General features: G+C 68.9%; 12 protein-coding genes and 1 pseudogene. 7 read left to right on the plus strand and 6 right to left on the minus strand.

Going from position 1 to position 16,883, the window contains the following annotated elements; translation table 11 throughout:
- Nucleotides 1-2 precede the first annotated feature (2 nt).
- The gene (locus V1460_RS06750; RefSeq protein ID WP_338672731.1) at nt 3-2,126 is read right to left on the minus strand and encodes a TPM domain-containing protein; all 2,124 of its coding nucleotides are present in this window, start codon (nt 2,124-2,126) and stop codon (nt 3-5) included.
- 236 nt (nt 2,127-2,362) lie between these two features.
- Between V1460_RS06750 and V1460_RS06755 the strand changes: the two are divergent.
- Nucleotides 2,363-2,764, plus strand: a pseudogene (locus V1460_RS06755) (hypothetical protein); the annotation flags it as partial.
- Between the two features lie 224 nt (nt 2,765-2,988).
- Here the strand turns inward: V1460_RS06755 and V1460_RS06760 are convergent.
- Complete coding sequence (locus V1460_RS06760) at nt 2,989-3,159, minus strand: hydrophobic protein (RefSeq protein ID WP_338672732.1); 171 nt, start codon at nt 3,157-3,159, stop codon at nt 2,989-2,991.
- Between the two features lie 137 nt (nt 3,160-3,296).
- On the opposite strand from V1460_RS06760, the gene V1460_RS06765 reads away from it, so the two are divergent.
- Entirely contained in the window at nt 3,297-3,470 is a 174-nt protein-coding gene (locus V1460_RS06765; protein WP_338672733.1) for a CsbD family protein, read from the plus strand.
- A 202-nt stretch (nt 3,471-3,672) separates the two neighbouring features.
- Here the strand turns inward: V1460_RS06765 and V1460_RS06770 are convergent, their stop codons facing one another.
- From V1460_RS06770 to V1460_RS06785, 4 genes are all read right to left on the minus strand, one after another.
- Entirely contained in the window at nt 3,673-4,443 is a 771-nt protein-coding gene (locus V1460_RS06770) for a succinate dehydrogenase/fumarate reductase iron-sulfur subunit (RefSeq protein ID WP_338672734.1), read from the minus strand.
- Nucleotides 4,440-6,371: a fumarate reductase/succinate dehydrogenase flavoprotein subunit gene (locus tag V1460_RS06775; protein WP_338672735.1), complete on the minus strand. Its 1,932-nt coding sequence runs from the start codon at nt 6,369-6,371 to the stop codon at nt 4,440-4,442. The genes V1460_RS06770 and V1460_RS06775 overlap by 4 nt, the downstream gene beginning before the upstream one ends.
- Nucleotides 6,372-6,426: 55 nt before the next feature.
- Nucleotides 6,427-7,254 carry a hypothetical protein gene (locus V1460_RS06780; protein WP_338672737.1) on the minus strand — a complete coding sequence of 276 codons (828 nt, stop codon included), beginning with the start codon at nt 7,252-7,254 and terminating at the stop codon, nt 6,427-6,429.
- Between the two features lie 92 nt (nt 7,255-7,346).
- Nucleotides 7,347-7,571: a hypothetical protein gene (locus tag V1460_RS06785; RefSeq protein ID WP_338672738.1), complete on the minus strand. Its 225-nt coding sequence runs from the start codon at nt 7,569-7,571 to the stop codon at nt 7,347-7,349.
- 303 nt (nt 7,572-7,874) lie between these two features.
- On the opposite strand from V1460_RS06785, the gene V1460_RS06790 reads away from it, so the two are divergent.
- The 5 genes from V1460_RS06790 to V1460_RS06810 all read left to right on the plus strand — a co-directional run bounded on the left by V1460_RS06790 (nt 7,875) and on the right by V1460_RS06810 (nt 16,880).
- Entirely contained in the window at nt 7,875-10,496 is a 2,622-nt protein-coding gene (locus tag V1460_RS06790; protein ID WP_338672740.1) for an ABC transporter substrate-binding protein, read from the plus strand.
- 344 nt (nt 10,497-10,840) lie between these two features.
- A complete protein-coding gene (typA, locus tag V1460_RS06795; RefSeq protein WP_338672741.1) occupies nt 10,841-12,748 on the plus strand; it encodes a translational GTPase TypA in 1,908 nt (635 codons plus the stop codon).
- Nucleotides 12,749-13,196: 448 nt separating this feature from the next.
- The gene (locus V1460_RS06800; RefSeq protein WP_338672742.1) at nt 13,197-14,834 is read left to right on the plus strand and encodes an ABC transporter substrate-binding protein; all 1,638 of its coding nucleotides are present in this window, start codon (nt 13,197-13,199) and stop codon (nt 14,832-14,834) included.
- A gap of 170 nt (nt 14,835-15,004) precedes the next feature.
- Nucleotides 15,005-15,937, plus strand: coding sequence for an ABC transporter permease (locus V1460_RS06805; protein ID WP_338677929.1), 933 nt, complete (start codon nt 15,005-15,007; stop codon nt 15,935-15,937).
- The gene (locus V1460_RS06810) at nt 15,930-16,880 is read left to right on the plus strand and encodes an ABC transporter permease (protein WP_338672743.1); all 951 of its coding nucleotides are present in this window, start codon (nt 15,930-15,932) and stop codon (nt 16,878-16,880) included. The genes V1460_RS06805 and V1460_RS06810 overlap by 8 nt, the downstream gene beginning before the upstream one ends.
- Nucleotides 16,881-16,883 lie beyond the last annotated feature (3 nt).

The following is a 16,883-nucleotide window of genomic DNA, read 5'->3' on the forward strand; positions in this document are numbered from 1 at the left end:
GATCAGAAACGGCCGCCGCCTCCCATTCGGCCGCGTGTGCCACCCCCGCCGAAACTGCCGGGACGCCCGCCGAAGCCGCCGCCCACGCCCCCGCCGAGCCCGCCTACGCCACGGTGACCGCCACCGCCCAGCAGCCCGCCGAGGATGATCCCGCCGAGCACTGCGCCATTGAGCCCGCCACCGCTTCCGCCCATCCGCCCGGCGCCCCCGCCAGGCCCGAACGGGTCTCCGTACGATCGCACGTCCTGCTCGGCGAGCCCCTGCGCCTGCCGGGCGAGCGCGCCCGCCTGCTGGGCCTCGGGCAGCGCGCCCTGGGGGTCCACGCTCGCCAGCTCCTCCGCCCGTTCCAGCCTGCGGTGCGCCTCCGTGAGCCGCGTACGGGCCTGGGCGCCGACAGCCCCGCGGTGCGTCGTGATGAAGTCCGTGGCCGCCGTGACCGTCGAGCGCGCGGTGAGCGTCGCCTGGTCGAGCAGCGCCCGGGCGCGGCGTGCCGCCTGTTCGCTCTCCCGGGCGCCCGCGAGCGCCTCGTCCAGCATCGCGTCCGCCTCCTCCACCCTGCGCAACGCGTCGATCGGGTCGTAAGGGCCGCTCTGTACGGCGTGCCGCACCTCGGCGACGACCGCTTCCGCGCGGCCGATACGGCCCTGGAGGTCGGCCGTGGAGATACCCGCCGCCGTGCCCTCCAGCAGGCCGCGAGCGTCGGCCAGGTCGGCGTCCGTCTCGCTGAGCGCCCCCGGGAGCTTGCCTGCGGCCTCCGCCAGGTCCTGGGCACGCCGGTCGACCGCGTCGATGAGCCGGGTGGCCTGGTCGACCGCGCCTTCGGCCGCCCTGATCTGGACGGCAGCGGCGGCATTGTCGCCCTGCTCCAGGGCACGGCGCGCCTCACCGAGGGTGGCGGACGCGAACAGCAGTCGCTGCCTGGCCTGTTCGACGTCCCCGGCCACGGGAGCCGCGGCGGACTCGGCGTATCTCCGTCCCATCACGGTCAGCGTGGCCTGCGCGGTGTCCGTCCGGCCGGTCAGCTCGCGATAGGCGGCGTCGGCGGTGGCGAGGGCGTGCGGCGCGTTCTCCTCCAGGGCCCGCAGCCGGTCGAATCCGTCGGTCTCCGCGTCCAGTCTCCGGTCGGCCTCCGCGCAGCGGGAGATGATCTCGTCCAGCATCAGGCGCCTGGTCGCGTCGTCCTCCGGATACGCGTCGTCGAGTGCCTGTCGCAGCCGGAACGCGGCCGTCAGCTCGCCTTGGGCGTACTCCAGCGCCTCGGTGAACGGCTTGGTCGCCTCCTCGCCGAACTGCGCGGTGGCGAATCCGAGTTCCTCCCGGCTGGTGCGGATGGCGTCGTCCGTCTCGACCAGGGTCTGCTTGGCCCGGGCGTCGAGCTCCGGTAGCTCAGGCAGCGGAGTCGGCGACCCAGCGCCGGTTCCTCCTCCCGGGTGGCCCCAGCCCTTCTCGTGCGTCGCGCCACCGGGCGTGGTGCGTTCCGCGGCCCTGCGCCTGCGGCGGGTGTACGCGTACACGGCGAGTGCGCTCGCCCCGCCCGCCACGGCGATCGGCACGATCAGATCCGTGTCGGACGCCCCACGTGCGTCGCCGCCTGCCGGATCGGCGGGTCCCGGGGTGATGGAGGGGACGGGTACGGACCGCCCGGAAAGGACGGCGGCGTAGCCGTTCGCGGCGCCGATCGCGGCGCCGGCCCAGTCGTTCTGCCGCAGTGCCGGTTCGATCGCCGTACGGGCCACGTCGTCCATCTGCTGCTGGGAGAGGGGCGCGTCGGTGTCCGCCGAATAGGCGTACTGCCGGTCGCGCGTGGCCACCGCCATCAGGATGTCGTCCCGCCCGAGGCCGTTCTTCGTGGCGGTCTCGTCGGCCCAAGCCTGCGCGGAGCGCCCGGAGAAGTCGCGTACGTAGACCACGAAAAGCTGCACGCCGTGCGTGTCGTAGAGGCGGTCCTGAGCCGCTTCCACCTGCCCGTCCAGATCGCCCAGTGCGCCCACGGGATCGGTGATCTGGCCCTGTCCCGACAGTCGCACCGGGTCTTCGGCGCGTGCTTCGCACTGAGCGGCGGGCACGAGGAGCCACCACGCCGCCACCAGCAGGGCGGTCAGGGCCCGGGTGGCTATTCGTGTCACGTTTTGGAGGTTAAGTCCGCCCACAGAGGCGCGCGACCGGAGAGTGAACCGCACTCGGTCCTGCCGGGCGGATCGCGCACGCTGAGTGACCGTCACTGCCAGTGGTGGATTCTAGGGTGGGCACGTAGGCATCACTGCCGCACACGGCACTGCTGACGGGGGCTTCTGTTGAACGCACCACTGTTGAAGGCACGACCGCTGAAGGCGCGGGCGAGCGCCTCGATGCTGCGTGTCCGGTCCAGGCCTGGCTCGGGGACCTGCTGGCGGGCGAGTCGTCGGAAGGACTGAGGCTGTCCGACACGGCGAGCCGGGCGGCGGTCGTCCGGCCCGCCGGCCAGGTGCTCGATGCCGGCTTCGACGGAGCGCGCTTCGACCTGGAACACCTGCGCTCGGGCGTCCGAGACTACCTGTCACTCGAAGTCGCGCCCGAGAGCACCGATGTGCTCATGGGGCTGCCCTTCTTCCACGAGGACGACATCGGGCACTGGGAGAACGCCGAGACGGTGGCCGCCGCCATCCGCGGTGTGCGTCTCGGCCCCGGACGCACGGATCCCGCTCGGGAGCGCTTCGGCGTCGCTGTACGTGGACGTCGCGGCGGAGGAGGGGACTGGGCGGCGTACCGCGAGGGCTGGCACTGACGGATGCCGAGTACGCCGCGGCGGCGGCTCGATGCTGACCATCGCGCCCGATCGATGACGGCTGCCCTGTTCCTCCTCCTGGATGGAGCGGGGACGGCGTCCCGGCGCGCGTGTATCCCCCGTCTCTCCGGACCCCGGGGCTCCTCCTCGGTCACGCCCCAGGGGCTCCGCCACCGACAGACGTCGGTGGCGGAGCCCCTGGGGCGTGCGCTGACGGACTCAGGTCACCATCGATACCAGCGGCCACGGCCGCCGCCCGCGTTGGTGGAGCGCATGACGAAGCCGAGCAACCACAGCACCAGAACGGCGAGGGCCACCCACCACAGCACCTTCACAGCGAATCCGGCACCGAAGAGAATCACGGCGAGAAGCAGAACGAGTAGCAGGGGAACCATAGTTAACGACCTCCTGGGCTCCGTATGCCCTGCCTTTCCAGCCTCATTCCTTGAAGAATTCTTGTTTGTGCAGGGGTGACTGGGGCACGAGGTGCTACTGAAACCACGGCTTCGTAGCTTCGAGGAGGCGCGTTCCCATGACTGCCGGCGAGAAGGCAAAGGCGAAGATCGAGCAGGCCGAGGGCAAGGGCAAGGAATTCCTGGGCAATGCCGTCGGCAACGACCGAATGGCAGCCGAGGGGCGGGCGGAAAAGAGCTTGGGCGATGCCCGACAGAGCAAGGAGAAGGCGAAGGACGCCTTCAAGCGCTGACAATCCGGCGCCCCCCTCGGATGGGGTCCTCCCTTCAGGAAACTGTCGGGAAGGGCCCCATCCGGCATTCGCTTCTGTTCGAGCCGCCCGGATGCGGTGAGCCGGCGACGGCATTCGAGCCCGATTGCGGGACAGCCCCCGGGAGCCGGCCGACGCTTGCTCCAGCCGCCGCCGTCCGTCCGGCCCGGGAACCGCGCGAGCGTCACTGCGTCCGGCGGCGGATCCTGCTGCCGAGCCAGACCAGCGGGTCGTACTTGCGGTCCACCGCGCGCTCCTTCAGCGGGATCAGGGCGTTGTCGGTGATCTTGATGCCCTCGGGGCACACCTCCGTGCAGCACTTGGTGATGTTGCAGTAGCCCAGACCGTGCTCGTCCTGGGCGGCGCGTTTGCGGTCGAGCCCGGACTCGGCGGCGGCGTCCAGGGGGTGCATGTCCAGCTCCGCGACACGCATCAGGAAGCGGGGGCCGGCGAAGACCGGCTTGTTCTCCTCGTGGTCGCGCACCACATGGCAGGTGTCCTGACACAGGAAGCACTCGATGCACTTGCGGAACTCCTGGGAGCGGTCCACGTCGGACTGCTGCATGCGGTACTCGCCCGGGGCAAGCCCGGCGGGCGGGACGAACGAAGGCACCTCGCGGGCCTTGGTGTAGTTGAAGGAGACATCGGTGACCAGGTCGCGCAGCACAGGGAAGGCCCGCAGGGGGGTCACCGTGATGGTCTCCTCCTGCGAGAAGACCGACATCCGGGTCATGCACATCAGCCGGGGGCGCCCGTTGACCTCAGCGCTGCACGAACCGCACTTGCCCGCCTTGCAGTTCCAGCGCACCGCCAGATCGGGTGCCTGGGTGGCCTGGAGCCGGTGGATGATGTCCAGTACGACCTCGCCGTCGTGGACCTCGACGGTGAAGTCCGTGAGCTCGCCGCCTTCCTGGTCGCCCCGCCACACCCTGAACCGGGCGTCGTACGTGCTCATGCGTACAGCTCCTCTTCGGCGAGGTACTTGACCAGTTCCTCTTTCTCGAACAGGGCGAGCAGGTCGTTGCGGATCGGCTCGGTGGTCCTGCGGACGAGTGTGATCTGGCCGCGCTCCGGGTCGGTGGCGGCCGACCCGCCCGTGGGGTCCGCCAGTCGGCACAGCAGATTGACCGCCCGCCACTCGCGGTCCATCCCGGGGAAGTCCTCACGGGTGTGGCCGCCGCGGCTCTCGGTGCGTTCCAGCGCCGCGCGGGCGACGCACTCGCTGACCAGCAGCATGTTGCGCAGGTCAAGGGCGAGGTGCCAGCCCGGGTTGAACTGGCGGTGCCCCTCGACCCCTGCGCACCGGGCACGGACCCGGAGCTCGGCCAGTTTCGCGAGCGCTTGCGTCATCTCGGGCTCACGCCTGATGATGCCGACGAGGTCGTTCATGGACTGCTGGAGTTCCTGGTGGAGGGTGTACGGGTTCTCGGGTACCGCGCCGGGCTCCGGCTTCGCCGCGCTGAACGGGCGCAGTGCCTCCGCCGCGGCCGCCTCGATACGGCCCGGATCGGCGACCGGCCTGGCTCCGGCGGATTCCGCCGCGTAGCGGGCGGCGTGCAGCCCCGCCCGGCGGCCGAACACCAGCAGGTCGGAGAGCGAGTTGCCGCCGAGCCGGTTGGAGCCGTGCATCCCGCCCGCGACCTCGCCCGCAGCGTAGAGCCCGGGAACACCGACCGCGGCGGCCGTGTCGGAGTCGACCGCGACACCGCCCATCACGTAGTGGCAGGTCGGTCCGACCTCCATCGCCTCCGCCGTGATGTCCACATCCGCCAGCTCCTTGAACTGGTGGTACATGGACGGCAGTCGGCGTCTGATCGCCTCGGCGGGCATCCGGGTCGACACGTCGAGGAAAACGCCGCCGTGCGGGGAGCCGCGGCCCGCCTTCACCTCGGCGTTGATGGCACGGGCCACCTCGTCGCGGGGGAGCAGCTCCGGCGGGCGCCGGTTGTTGTCCGGGTCCTCGTACCAGCGGTCGCCCTCTTCCTCGGATTCCGCGTACTTCTCCTTGAAGACATCCGGGACGTAGTCGAACATGAACCGCTTGCCGTCGCTGTTGCGCAGTACGCCTCCGTCGCCACGCACCGACTCGGTGACGAGGATGCCCTTCACCGACGGCGGCCAGACCATTCCGGTCGGGTGGAACTGCACGAACTCCATGTTGACCAGCGGAGCCCCGGCGAGCAGCGCCAGCGCGTGCCCGTCGCCTGTGTACTCCCAGGAGTTCGACGTCACCTTGAAGGACTTGCCGATGCCGCCGGTGGCCAGTACCACCGATGGTGCTTCCAGCACGAGGAAGCGGCCTGACTCGCGCTCGTAGCAGAAGACCCCCGACACTCGGGCGCCGTCCTTCAGGACCCGCGTCACCGTGCATTCCTGGAAGACCTTCAGCCGGGCCTCGTAATCGCCGAACTCGGCCTTGTCCTCCTGCTGGAGGGAGACGATCTTCTGCTGGAGGGTGCGGATCAGTTCCAGCCCGGTACGGTCGCCGACGTGGGCGAGGCGCGGATACTCATGGCCGCCGAAGTTGCGCTGGGAGATCCTCCCGTCCTTCGTGCGGTCGAACAGCGCGCCCCAGGTCTCCAGTTCCCAGACCCGCTCGGGCGCCTCCTGGGCGTGCAGCTCGGCCATCCGCCACTGGTTGAGGAACTTGCCTCCGCGCATGGTGTCGCGGAAGTGGACCTGCCAGTTGTCATGGGGGTTCGCATTGGCCATGGAGGCGGCGATCCCGCCTTCCGCCATGACCGTGTGCGCCTTCCCGAAGAGCGACTTGCAGATCACGGCGGTGCGGGCGCCCTGCTCGCGAGCCTCGATGGCTGCCCGCAAGCCCGCGCCTCCCGCGCCCACCACGACGACGTCCCACTCCTGGCGTTCCGGCTCGGTCATCGATGAGCACCTTTCCTGGCACGTGAGAAGAGGAGCATCTGGAAGAGGGGGCCGTCTAGAAGAAGCGCGGATCGGCGAAGGCGCCGCTCGCGAGCAGATACACATAGAAGTCGGCGAGCGCCACACTGGCCAGAGAGGTCCAGGCGAGCAGCATGTGATGCTCGTTCAGCCTGCTGACCAGTCCCCACATCCGGTAGCGCACCGGGTGCCTGGAGAAGTGCTTGAGGCGCCCGCCGATGATGTGCCGGCAGGAGTGGCAGGACAGGGTGTACGCCCAGATCAGCACGATGTTGACGAGGAAGACCAGGGTGCCGAGCCCCATATGCCCCCAGGCGTAGTGTTCGTCGCGGAACGCCAGCACGGTGTCGTAGGTGAGAATCCCCGCGACCGGCAGTGCCAGGTAGAAGAAGTACCGGTGGGCGTTCTGGAGGATCAGCGGGAAGCGGGTCTCGCCCGTGTACTTCCGATGCGGCTCGGCCACCGCGCAGGCGGGCGGTGAGGCCCAGAAGCCCCGGTAGTAGGCCTTGCGGTAGTAGTAGCAGGTCAGCCGGAAGCCGAGCGGGAAGACCAGGATCAGCAGTGCGGGGGAGAGGGTCCACCAGCTGCCGAAGATCTCCCAGTTGGGTCCGCCGGGCATGGTCTCGCAGTTCTCGGCGAGGCAGGGCGAGTAGAACGGTGAGACGTAGGGCGCGGCGTGGTAGTCGCTGTTGGCGAAGGCCCGCCAGGTCGAGTAGACGATGAAGGCGAGCAGACCGGCCGCGGTGGCGGCGGGCGCCAGCCACCAGCGATCGGTCCGGAGCTGGCGGGGGGAGATGGCGGCGCGTGTCGCGCCGTGTACGCCTGTCCCGCTGTGGGCGCTGTGAGGTTGGGTGCCTGTGGCCAACGAGGTCTCCTAGGACATGGCTTTCGGGAGCGACGGCGTACGGGGTACGCGGCACGCGAGCCTTGCGAGGTCCGGAGGAACGTTTTCGGCCACTACGGGGCGTGTCGGTCGCGCGCGCCCAAGCCTTCGTCGTCCGAGTCCGTCCACAGGGTGCTGTCGTATGGGGTGTCAGGGATGCTGACCAGGTGCTCGGGTCGCTGGGCCGGCTGGGCGCGCGAGGCGTCCTCGCGCTGCAGGCTCTGCTCCAGCCGGTGGACCGTACGGGTCAGGTCGTCGAGGCAGCGCTTGACCGCCGTCAAATCGTCCTGAACGGACATGTGTTGCCCTCACTTCCGCGGTCGCGGGTGGCATGCGGGTGTCTGGGGTCGCTCCCCAGAGGGCTCTTCGTGCGCCTGCGAGTGTCGCGCGTCACGTCCCCTGTTGTGAAGGCGTGTGCACGGATTCCCGCGCGCGCCACCCGGAGGAGGGCATCCCTGGTGGGCCGCATGGGTGGGATTGCGGGCCGGACCGCCGTGTCGGCGGCACGCCCCTACCCACCGTGCTTTTCAGTGTAGGCGGAATAGGTGTGATCATCGCTAAATTCTCGGACCATCTCATACCAGGACGAAGAGGTACAGGTCATGCCCGACGTCGTCGCCACGCGCCGGTTGCGCCGCAGGACCCTGCGCTCCGCTCTCGCCCTCCTCACCAGCGGAGTGATCGCGGTGCCCGCGCTGACGGGCTGCACCGCGGTGCAGCCCGGAGGGCGCGAGAAGCAGGTGCCCATGGACATCGGCGCCGCGGCCCCCGACCGGCTTGACGACGGAGGCACCCTGCGCTGGGCCGTCGACGCCGTACCCGCGACCTTCAACGCCTTCCAGGCCGATGCCGACGCCGCGACCTCCCGGGTCACCGGGGCGGTGCTCCCCGCCCTGTTCCGGCTCGATGAGCACGGCCGCCCGCAGCGCAACGCGGACTACCTGGCATCGGCCGAGATCACCGATCGCGAACCCAAGCAGGTCGTCGTCTACAAACTCAGCGAGCGTGCGGTCTGGAGCAACGGCCGGGAGATCGGTGCTCCCGACTTCGTAGCCCAATGGCAGGCGCTCAGCGGCCGGAACACGGCGTTCTGGAGCGCGCGCAACGCCGGCTACGACCGGATCGAGAAGATCGAGCGCGGCAAGAACGACCTGGAGGTCCGGGTCACCTTCGCCAAGCCCTACACCGACTGGCAGGCCCTGTTCACACCGCTCTACCCCAAGGAGGTCATGGGGGCTCCGGCGGCCTTCAACGAGGAGGCCCGCAACGCCCTGAAGGCATCCGCCGGCCCCTTCATGATCCAGGCCGCCGACCGTGACGCCGGGACACTGACCCTCGTCCGCAATCCGCGCTGGTGGGGCGAGCCCGCCAGGCTGGACTCGATCGTCCTGAAGGCCGTACCCCGCGACAAGCGCGCCGCGGCGCTGGCCGCGGGCACCGTCGACGTGGCGGAGGTCGACCGCAGCGCCGCCGATCGGATCGCCGCGGCCGCCCGCGACGGGAAGAACGGTCCCGGCGGGCGGTCCACCGTCTCCCCGGGGGCCGCGTCCTCGTCCACGCCGACCTCGCTGGCCCAGGCCAAGGCCTACGGAGCGGACGAGGACGAGGCCGAGACCGCGCAGCTTGCCGGGGGACCGGGCGAGGCGGCGCTGGCGGCCTATCTGAAGGAGCAGACCGCCTTGCGCGACTTCGTGGTCCGCAAGTCGCTGGAGCCCGCGTACACCCAGCTCGCGCTCAACGGCGAGTCCGGTCCGCTCGCGGACGAGCGGGTGCGCCGTGCCGTGGCCCGCGCACTCGACCGGAAAGCGCTCGCCGAGAGCGTGCTCGGGCCGCTGGGACTGCCCGCGACGCCGGTCGGCAGCCATGTCGCGCTCGTAGGGCAGCGGGCCTATGCCGACAGCAGCGGGGCACTCGGAGGTCATGACACCGAGGAGGCTCAGGCCCTGCTCGCCGACGCGGGCTGGACGCGGGAGGGCGCCCGCCAGAAGACCGAGGACGGGACCAAGGCGGGCGCGGAAGCCGACACACCCCAGGGCACGGGCGGGAAGAGCTCCGCCGTACCGACTCCTGCCGCGCCGACTCCTGCCGTGCCGACTCCGGCTGCGAAGACCCCTGCCGCGCGGGGTTCCGGCTCCGGTGCGACGACCGGCGCCGCGCCGTCCGCAGGCGCGGCCGGAAGCGACCCGGGCACTCGGGATCAGGACGGGGCCGCCGACGGCGAGGGCTTCGAAGGTTCGGACGGTTTCGGGGCCGGATCCGATGGATCCGATGAGTCAGGCGAGCCCGATGAGTCAGGCAAGCCCGAAGGGTCAGCCGAGCCGGAAGGGTCAGCCGAGGCCGATGAGGACGCCGACCTCGGCGACGGCAACGACGAGGCGGGCGTCACGGACGACAAGCCGGGTGATGCGCTCCCCGGACGTGAGGCCGGCTGGAGCGTACTGGCCCCCGCGCCCAGTGCCTCCGTCCAGCGCGCGGCGCTGAGCCGTCAGGCGCGCGCCCTTGACCGCGACCGCGCCCCGGACGCGTACTTCGGTGACGGCACCCGCGACGACTCGGCCGCCGGGGACGCGGCGGACGGCTTCGGCCACGGGGACGGCAAGCAGGGCGGCGGTATGGCTGGGGCCTACGCCCCGACCGGCACCCGTGCCCCCGCCCCGGCGGGCACGTCCGGGCACCCGGCCGGAGGCCCGCTCGGCAAGGACGGCAAGCCCCTGACCCTGAGGTTCGTTCTCCCCTCCGGACCCGGCTCGGGGACCCTGCGCACCGTCGGCAACCGGATCGCCCGGATGCTGGACGAGGTCGGCATCCACACCGAGATCACCAAGGTCGCCGACGAGAGCTACTTCAAGGACCACATCGCGTCCGGCGAGTACGACCTCGCCCTCTACTCCTGGCCGACCAGCGCGTTCCCCGCGACCGACGCCCGGCCGATCTTCGCGAAGCCCCGGCCGGCCGCCGACGGCTCCCTGCTGGTGGAGCAGAACTTCACCCGGGTCGGCACGGACCGTATCGACCAGCTCTTCGAGCGGGCGCTCTCGGAGCTCGACGAGAAGGAAGCGGTCGAGCTGGTGAAGCAGGCGGACGCGCACATCTGGGCAGCCGCCGGGTCCATCCCCCTCTACCAACGGCCTCAGCTCGTGGCGGTCAGGAACAGCCTGGCCAATGTCGGCGCCTTCGGCTATGCCTCGCCCCGCTACCAGGACATCGGCTTCAAGCAGAGGTGACAGCGGCCGCCCGTCGGGACGGGTGGTCGGGCTCCCCCGATACGCGGGGCATCGGCGCCGCCGGACGCGAGAGCGTCCGGCGGCGCCGCACTCCGTGCCGGTGCCGGAGCACCCTCCCCGGCCCCGGCGGGCGAACCGAGGCGGCGGAGCGGCAGCGGCTCCCGGGCTCGGCGCCATCCGACAAAGGCAGTCCGTCAAAGGCACTCCGTGCCACCGGACCCACGCCCGGGAAGCCCCTTCGGCGGCGGCCCCGTACCATGGACACAGCCGTGGCGCGTCCGCCCGGCGGGCGGACGAGCACACAGACGCCGCATCCCACGATCCGAGAGAAGCGCAAGCCACTCATGCCCACGCGCCACGACATCCGTAACGTAGCCATCGTCGCCCACGTCGACCACGGCAAGACGACCATCGTCGACGCCATGCTGAAGCAGGCTGGTGCCTTCGCCGCGCACCAGCTCGACTCCGTCGACGATCGCGTCATGGACTCGAACGACCTGGAGCGTGAGAAGGGCATCACGATCCTCGCCAAGAACACGGCGGTGAAGTACCACCCCAAGGACGGCGGGGCCCCGATCACGATCAACATCATCGACACCCCCGGCCACGCCGACTTCGGCGGTGAGGTCGAGCGCGGTCTGTCGATGGTCGACGGTGTCGTGCTCCTGGTGGACGCTTCCGAAGGCCCGCTCCCGCAGACCCGCTTCGTGTTGCGCAAGGCGCTTCAGCGGCGGATGCCCGTCATCCTCTGCATCAACAAGACGGACCGTCCGGACTCCCGTATCGACGAGGTCGTCAACGAGACCTACGACCTCTTCCTCGATCTGGACGCCGACGAGGACCAGATCGAGTTCCCGATCGTCTACGCCTGCGGCCGGGACGGCGTCGCCTCGCTGACCAAGCCGGAGGACGGCACCGTCCCGGCCGACAGCGAGAACCTGGAGCCGTTCTTCTCCACGATCCTGGACCACATCCCGGCCCCCACCTATGACGACGAGGCGCCGCTCCAGGCCCACGTCACCAACCTCGACGCCGACAATTTCCTCGGTCGTATCGCCCTGCTCCGGGTCGAGCAGGGCGAGCTCCGCAAGGGCCAGACCGTCGCGTGGATCAAGCGGGACGGCTCGATCGCCAACGTCCGCATCTCCGAGCTGATGATGACCGAGGCGCTCACCCGCAAGCCGGCCGAGAAGGCCGGCCCCGGTGACATCTGTGCCGTGGCCGGTATCCCCGAGATCATGATCGGCGAGACGCTGGCCGACCCGGAGAACCCGGTGGCGCTTCCGCTGATCACGGTGGACGAGCCCGCGATCTCGATGACCATCGGCACCAACACCTCGCCGCTCGTCGGCCGTGGCGGTACCGGCAAGGGCGCGGACAACAAGGCCGCGGTCAAGGACCGCAAGGTCACCGCCCGCCAGGTCAAGGACCGCCTGGACCGCGAGCTCATCGGCAACGTGTCGCTGCGGGTCCTGGACACCGAGCGCCCGGACGCCTGGGAGGTGCAGGGCCGTGGCGAGCTGGCCCTGGCGATCCTGGTCGAGCAGATGCGCCGCGAGGGCTTCGAGCTGACCATCGGCAAGCCGCAGGTGGTCACGAAGGAGGTCGACGGCAAGGTCCACGAGCCGGTCGAGCGTATGACCATCGACGTGCCCGAGGAGCACATGGGCGCCGTCACCCAGCTCATGGGCGTCCGCAAGGGCCGGATGGACAACATGTCGAACCACGGTTCGGGCTGGGTCCGTATGGAGTTCGTGGTGCCGTCCCGCGGCCTGATCGGCTTCCGCACGGAGTTCCTGACCAACACCCGCGGCACCGGTATCGCGCACTCGATCCACGAGGGCCACGAGCCCTGGTTCGGCACCCTGACGACCCGCAACAACGGTTCGCTGGTCGCGGACCGGTCCGGCTCGGTCACGGGCTTCGCGATGACGAACCTTCAGGAGCGCGGAGTCCTCTTCGTGGAGCCGGGCACCGAGGTGTACGAGGGCATGATCGTCGGTGAGAACTCCCGCTCCGACGACATGGACGTGAACATCACCAAGGAGAAGAAGCTCACCAACATGCGCTCTTCCACGGCCGATGTGGCGGAGTCCATCGTGCCGCCGCGCAAGCTGTCGCTGGAGCAGTCCCTGGAGTTCTGCCGGGACGACGAGTGCGTCGAGGTGACCCCGGAGGCGGTGCGCATCCGCAAGGTGAACCTGGACGCCCGCGAGCGCGCCCGCGCCGCCTCGCGCGCCAAGCACGGCTGATCGGCAACCCTGCCGGGCGGCTGACCGTCGACTCCCGGCCAACCTGATCGGCAAGGGCCCGGCCATCCTGACACTCAGGATGGCCGGGCCCTTCGTCAAATCTTTTTCCGCGCCTAACGTGACCGGTTGCATCCGTTTATCGAACGCACCGCTCCGGAACATGTGTTAACGGTCCGTTTCGCGGGTGTCTGTCTGTGATCGCTTTGTCCGGATTTCGGGCAGCACGGGTCCGTCGATGTTGTCAAAACGAGACCCTTTAAGTGTGGTTTATAGCCCTCGGCTCCTTAATAGTTGGCTCCGTTGAGCTCGGGTCAATGGGTCACGCGCTGTGGGGAGCGCCGACTCACGAGCACACTCCGGGTACTTGACAAGCACGCTGTCAGGGGTGTCAGCGCGCGTAGATCGATGCCTGTCTTGTTGTGACTAGTGGACTCATGAGGAGGAACCCATGCGTGGTGCCAAGAGCGCCAAGTGGGTAGCGGGCGCGATCGTCGTCGCCCTGGCTGCGACCGCCTGTGGTGGTGGCAAGGACAGCGGTTCCGACGCCAAGGGCGAGGCGGACCCGAACGGGATCTTCTCGGTCGAGCTCGGTGAGCCGGAGAAGCTTCTGCACACCGGCGACACGATGGAGTCCAACGGCTCCCTCGTCATGTCCGGCCTGTTCTCGACCCTGGTCGACTACAAGGCTGACGGCTCGCTGGAGATGATCAACGCGGAGTCGCTCACCACTACCGACTCGAAGACCTGGACGGTGAAGCTCAAGCCGGGCTGGACCTTCCACGACGGCACCCCGGTGACCTCGAAGTCCTTCGTGGACGCGTGGAACTGGAACGCCAACGTCAACAACGCCATGGGCCTTGCCTCGTGGTTCTCCGACATCAAGGGCTTCGAGGCTCTGCACCCCGAGAAGGAAGGCGCCAAGCCGACCGGGGACAAGCTCGAGGGTCTGAAGATCGTCGACGAGAACACCTTCACCGTCGAGCTGAAGAGCCCGGTTCCGGCCTTCGGTCACAAGCTCGCCTACATCCCCTTCGCGCCGCTCCCGGAGTCCTTCTACAAGGACCCCAAGGCCGCTGGTGAGAAGCCGGTCGGCAACGGTCCCTACAAGTTCGAGTCGTGGGACCACAAGAAGCAGATCAAGATCGTCCGCTACGACGCCTACAAGGGTCCGAACAAGGCGAAGAACGGCGGTGTGCTCTTCAAGAACTACACCACCCTCGAGGCCGCCTACGAGGACCTGAAGTCCGACAACGTCGACGTTCTGCGTCAGGTCGGTCCGAAGGACCTCCCGGTCTACCACCAGGACCTCGGTGACCGCGCCGTGGACGCGGACCACTCCGCCATCCAGTCCATCGCGGTCGCGTTCTACGCGGACCAGTGGTCGAAGCCGAAGCCGGTCGACGTCAAGGTCATCCAGGGCCTGTCCATGGCCATCGACCGTGCCACCATCACCAAGACGGTGCTGCAGGGTACGCGTGAGCCGGCGACCGGCTGGGTCGCCAAGGGTGTCCTGGGCTTCCAGGAGAACGCCGCGGGCGACGTCACCAAGTACGACCCGGCCAAGGCCAAGGAGCTCATCAAGGCCGGCGGTGGCGTTCCGAAGAACGCGATCACCATCCAGTTCAACGCGGACGGCGGCCACAAGGAGTGGGTCGACGCGGTCTGCAACAGCATCACCCAGGCCACCGGCGTCAAGTGCACCGGCGACAGCAAGCCGGACTTCCAGGCCGACCTGGCCGCTCGCAAGAGCGAGCAGGTCAAGTCCATGTACCGCTCGGCCTGGTCTCTGGACTACCCGATCAACGGCAACTTCCTGAGCGACCTGTACCGCACGGGTGCGGCGGGCAACCAGGGTGGCTTCTCGAACAAGGACCTGGACGCCAAGCTCGCGGCAGCCGAGAGCGCCGCGACGCTCGACGAGTCCGTGAAGCTGTTCCAGGAGGCCGAGAAGTCCCTGGTCAACTACATGCCGTCGATCCCGCTCTGGTACTACAAGGTCAACGCGGGCTACTCGGAGAAGGTCTCGGGCGTCAAGTACGACCAGGCCGGTGACCCGATCCTGACGGGTATCGAGGTCAAGAAGTAACCATCCCAGCGTAGTCCGCATGCTGATGCGGGGCTGACGGACCGTCAGCCCCGCTCCGGCACCCTACGCAGCGGCCGGGGGGCCCTTCCATGACAGCCACGTCCCACAGGGACACGGTTGTCGAGGGAGGGCCCGTCCGGCTGCCGCTGTGATATCTCAACGGAGGCATGATGGGGCGCTATGTCGCACGACGACTGCTCCAGATGATCCCGGTCTTCCTCGGGACAACCTTTCTGATCTTCTTCATGGTCTACAGCCTGCCCGGCGACCCTGTGCTGGGCCTGTTCGGCGACAAGGGCGCCGACCCGGCGACGCTGGCCGCGAAGAGACGTGAACTGGGACTGGATCTGCCACTCTGGCAGCAGTACTGGAACTACATGACCAATATCATCCTGCACTTCGACTTCGGCAATCAGATCCGCAATGGACGGCCGGTCACCGAAGTGCTGGGCGATGCGTTCCCCATCACCTTGCAGCTCGCGGCCCTGGCCTTTGTCTTCGAGCTCGTCTTCGGTATCGCCCTCGGCATCATCGGCGGCCTGCGGGCCGGCCGGCTCGCCGACAACGCGATCCTGATCTTCACCCTGATGATCATCGCGATCCCGGTCTTCGTGCTCGGCTTCATCATCAAGGTGGTCTTCGCCTTCCAGTTGGGCTGGATGCAGCCCAATGTCAGCAACGACCAGTTGCTCTCCGAGATGATCGCCCCGGCCATTGTGCTGGGTGGCCTGTCGCTCGCCTATGTGGCCAGGCTCACGCGTACCTCCATGGCGGAGAACCTGCGCGCCGACTACATGCGTACGGCCGTCGCCAAGGGCCTGCCCAAGCGCCGCGTCATCGGTGTCCACCTGATGCGCAACTCGATGATCCCCGTCGTCACCTTCCTCGGAACCGACATCGGCGCCCTCATGGGCGGCGCGGTCGTCACCGAGGGCATCTTCAACGTCAAGGGTGTCGGCGGTCTCATCTACGAGTCCATCACCCGCCGCGAGGGCACCACCCTGGTCGGCCTCGTCACCATCCTGGTGCTCGTCTACCTCGTCACCAGCCTGCTCATCGACCTGCTGTACGCGGTCCTGGACCCGAGGATCCGTTATGCCTGACGCGACCAAGACCGCCGCCGCGTCCACGGAGTCCGTGGACGTGGCAACCGCGGCGGAGACCGTGCCCGCGAAGCAGGAGAAGGCGCGCAGCCTCTGGGGAGACGCCTGGCGGGACCTGCGGCGCAACCCGTACTTCGTGGTGTCGTCCGTCCTGATCTTCTTCCTGCTGCTGATCGCGGCCTTCCCGACCTGGTTCACCAGCGCCTCGCCCACGGCCGGCGACCTGGTGCACCACTACCTCGGCAAGCCCGAGCTGAGCAAGGTCGGCTCGGAGGGCTGGCTGGGCTGGGACGGCCAGGGCCGTTCCGTGTACGCCCGGCTGATCCACGGCACCCGTGCCTCGATCATCGTCGGTGTCGCCGTCACCATGATCGTCACGGTCGTCGGTGGCACCCTCGGCATGATGGCCGGCTACTTCGGCGGCCTCATCGACGCGATGCTGTCCCGGCTCACCGACATCTTCTTCGGTATCCCGTTCCTGCTCGGTGCCATGGTCGTGCTCCAGTCCTTCACGGACCGCACCATCTGGGTGGTCGTCTTCGCCCTGGCGTTCCTCGGCTGGACCCAGATCACCCGTGTCATGCGCGGTGCGGTGATCACCGTCAAGGAGGCCGACTACGTCCACGCGGCCAAGGCCCTCGGCGCCGGCACGACGCGGATCCTGTTCCGGCACATCCTGCCCAACGCCATGGCCCCGGTGATCGTCGTCGCGACCATCGCGCTCGGTGCCTACATCTCGGCCGAGGCGACTCTGTCCTACCTGGGTCTGGGCCTTGCCTCGCCGATCGTCTCGTGGGGTGTCGACATCTCCGCAGGTGTCTCCCAGATCCGTACGGCGCAGCACATCCTGCTGTTCCCCTCGATCATGCTGAGCATCACCGTTCTGGCGTTCATCATGCTCGGCGAAGCCGTCCGCAACGCCCTTGACCCGAAGCTGCGCTGAGGA

Source organism: Streptomyces sp. SCSIO 30461 (genome assembly GCF_037023745.1).
In the GTDB taxonomy this organism is placed as follows: Bacteria; Actinomycetota; Actinomycetes; order Streptomycetales; family Streptomycetaceae; genus Streptomyces.

Coding starts and splice junctions, on each gene's coding strand:
- V1460_RS06785 (WP_338672738.1), bottom strand. CDS start 7,571: ATGTCCGTTCAGGACGATTTGACGGCGGTCAAGCGCTGCCTCGACGAC.
- V1460_RS06760 (WP_338672732.1), bottom strand. CDS start 3,159: ATGGTTCCCCTGCTACTCGTTCTGCTTCTCGCCGTGATTCTCTTCGGT.
- V1460_RS06805 (WP_338677929.1), top strand. CDS start 15,005: ATGGGGCGCTATGTCGCACGACGACTGCTCCAGATGATCCCGGTCTTC.
- V1460_RS06790 (WP_338672740.1), top strand. CDS start 7,875: ATGCCCGACGTCGTCGCCACGCGCCGGTTGCGCCGCAGGACCCTGCGC.
- typA (WP_338672741.1), top strand. CDS start 10,841: ATGCCCACGCGCCACGACATCCGTAACGTAGCCATCGTCGCCCACGTC.
- V1460_RS06800 (WP_338672742.1), top strand. CDS start 13,197: ATGCGTGGTGCCAAGAGCGCCAAGTGGGTAGCGGGCGCGATCGTCGTC.
- V1460_RS06765 (WP_338672733.1), top strand. CDS start 3,297: ATGACTGCCGGCGAGAAGGCAAAGGCGAAGATCGAGCAGGCCGAGGGC.
- V1460_RS06775 (WP_338672735.1), bottom strand. CDS start 6,371: ATGACCGAGCCGGAACGCCAGGAGTGGGACGTCGTCGTGGTGGGCGCG.
- V1460_RS06770 (WP_338672734.1), bottom strand. CDS start 4,443: ATGAGCACGTACGACGCCCGGTTCAGGGTGTGGCGGGGCGACCAGGAA.
- V1460_RS06810 (WP_338672743.1), top strand. CDS start 15,930: ATGCCTGACGCGACCAAGACCGCCGCCGCGTCCACGGAGTCCGTGGAC.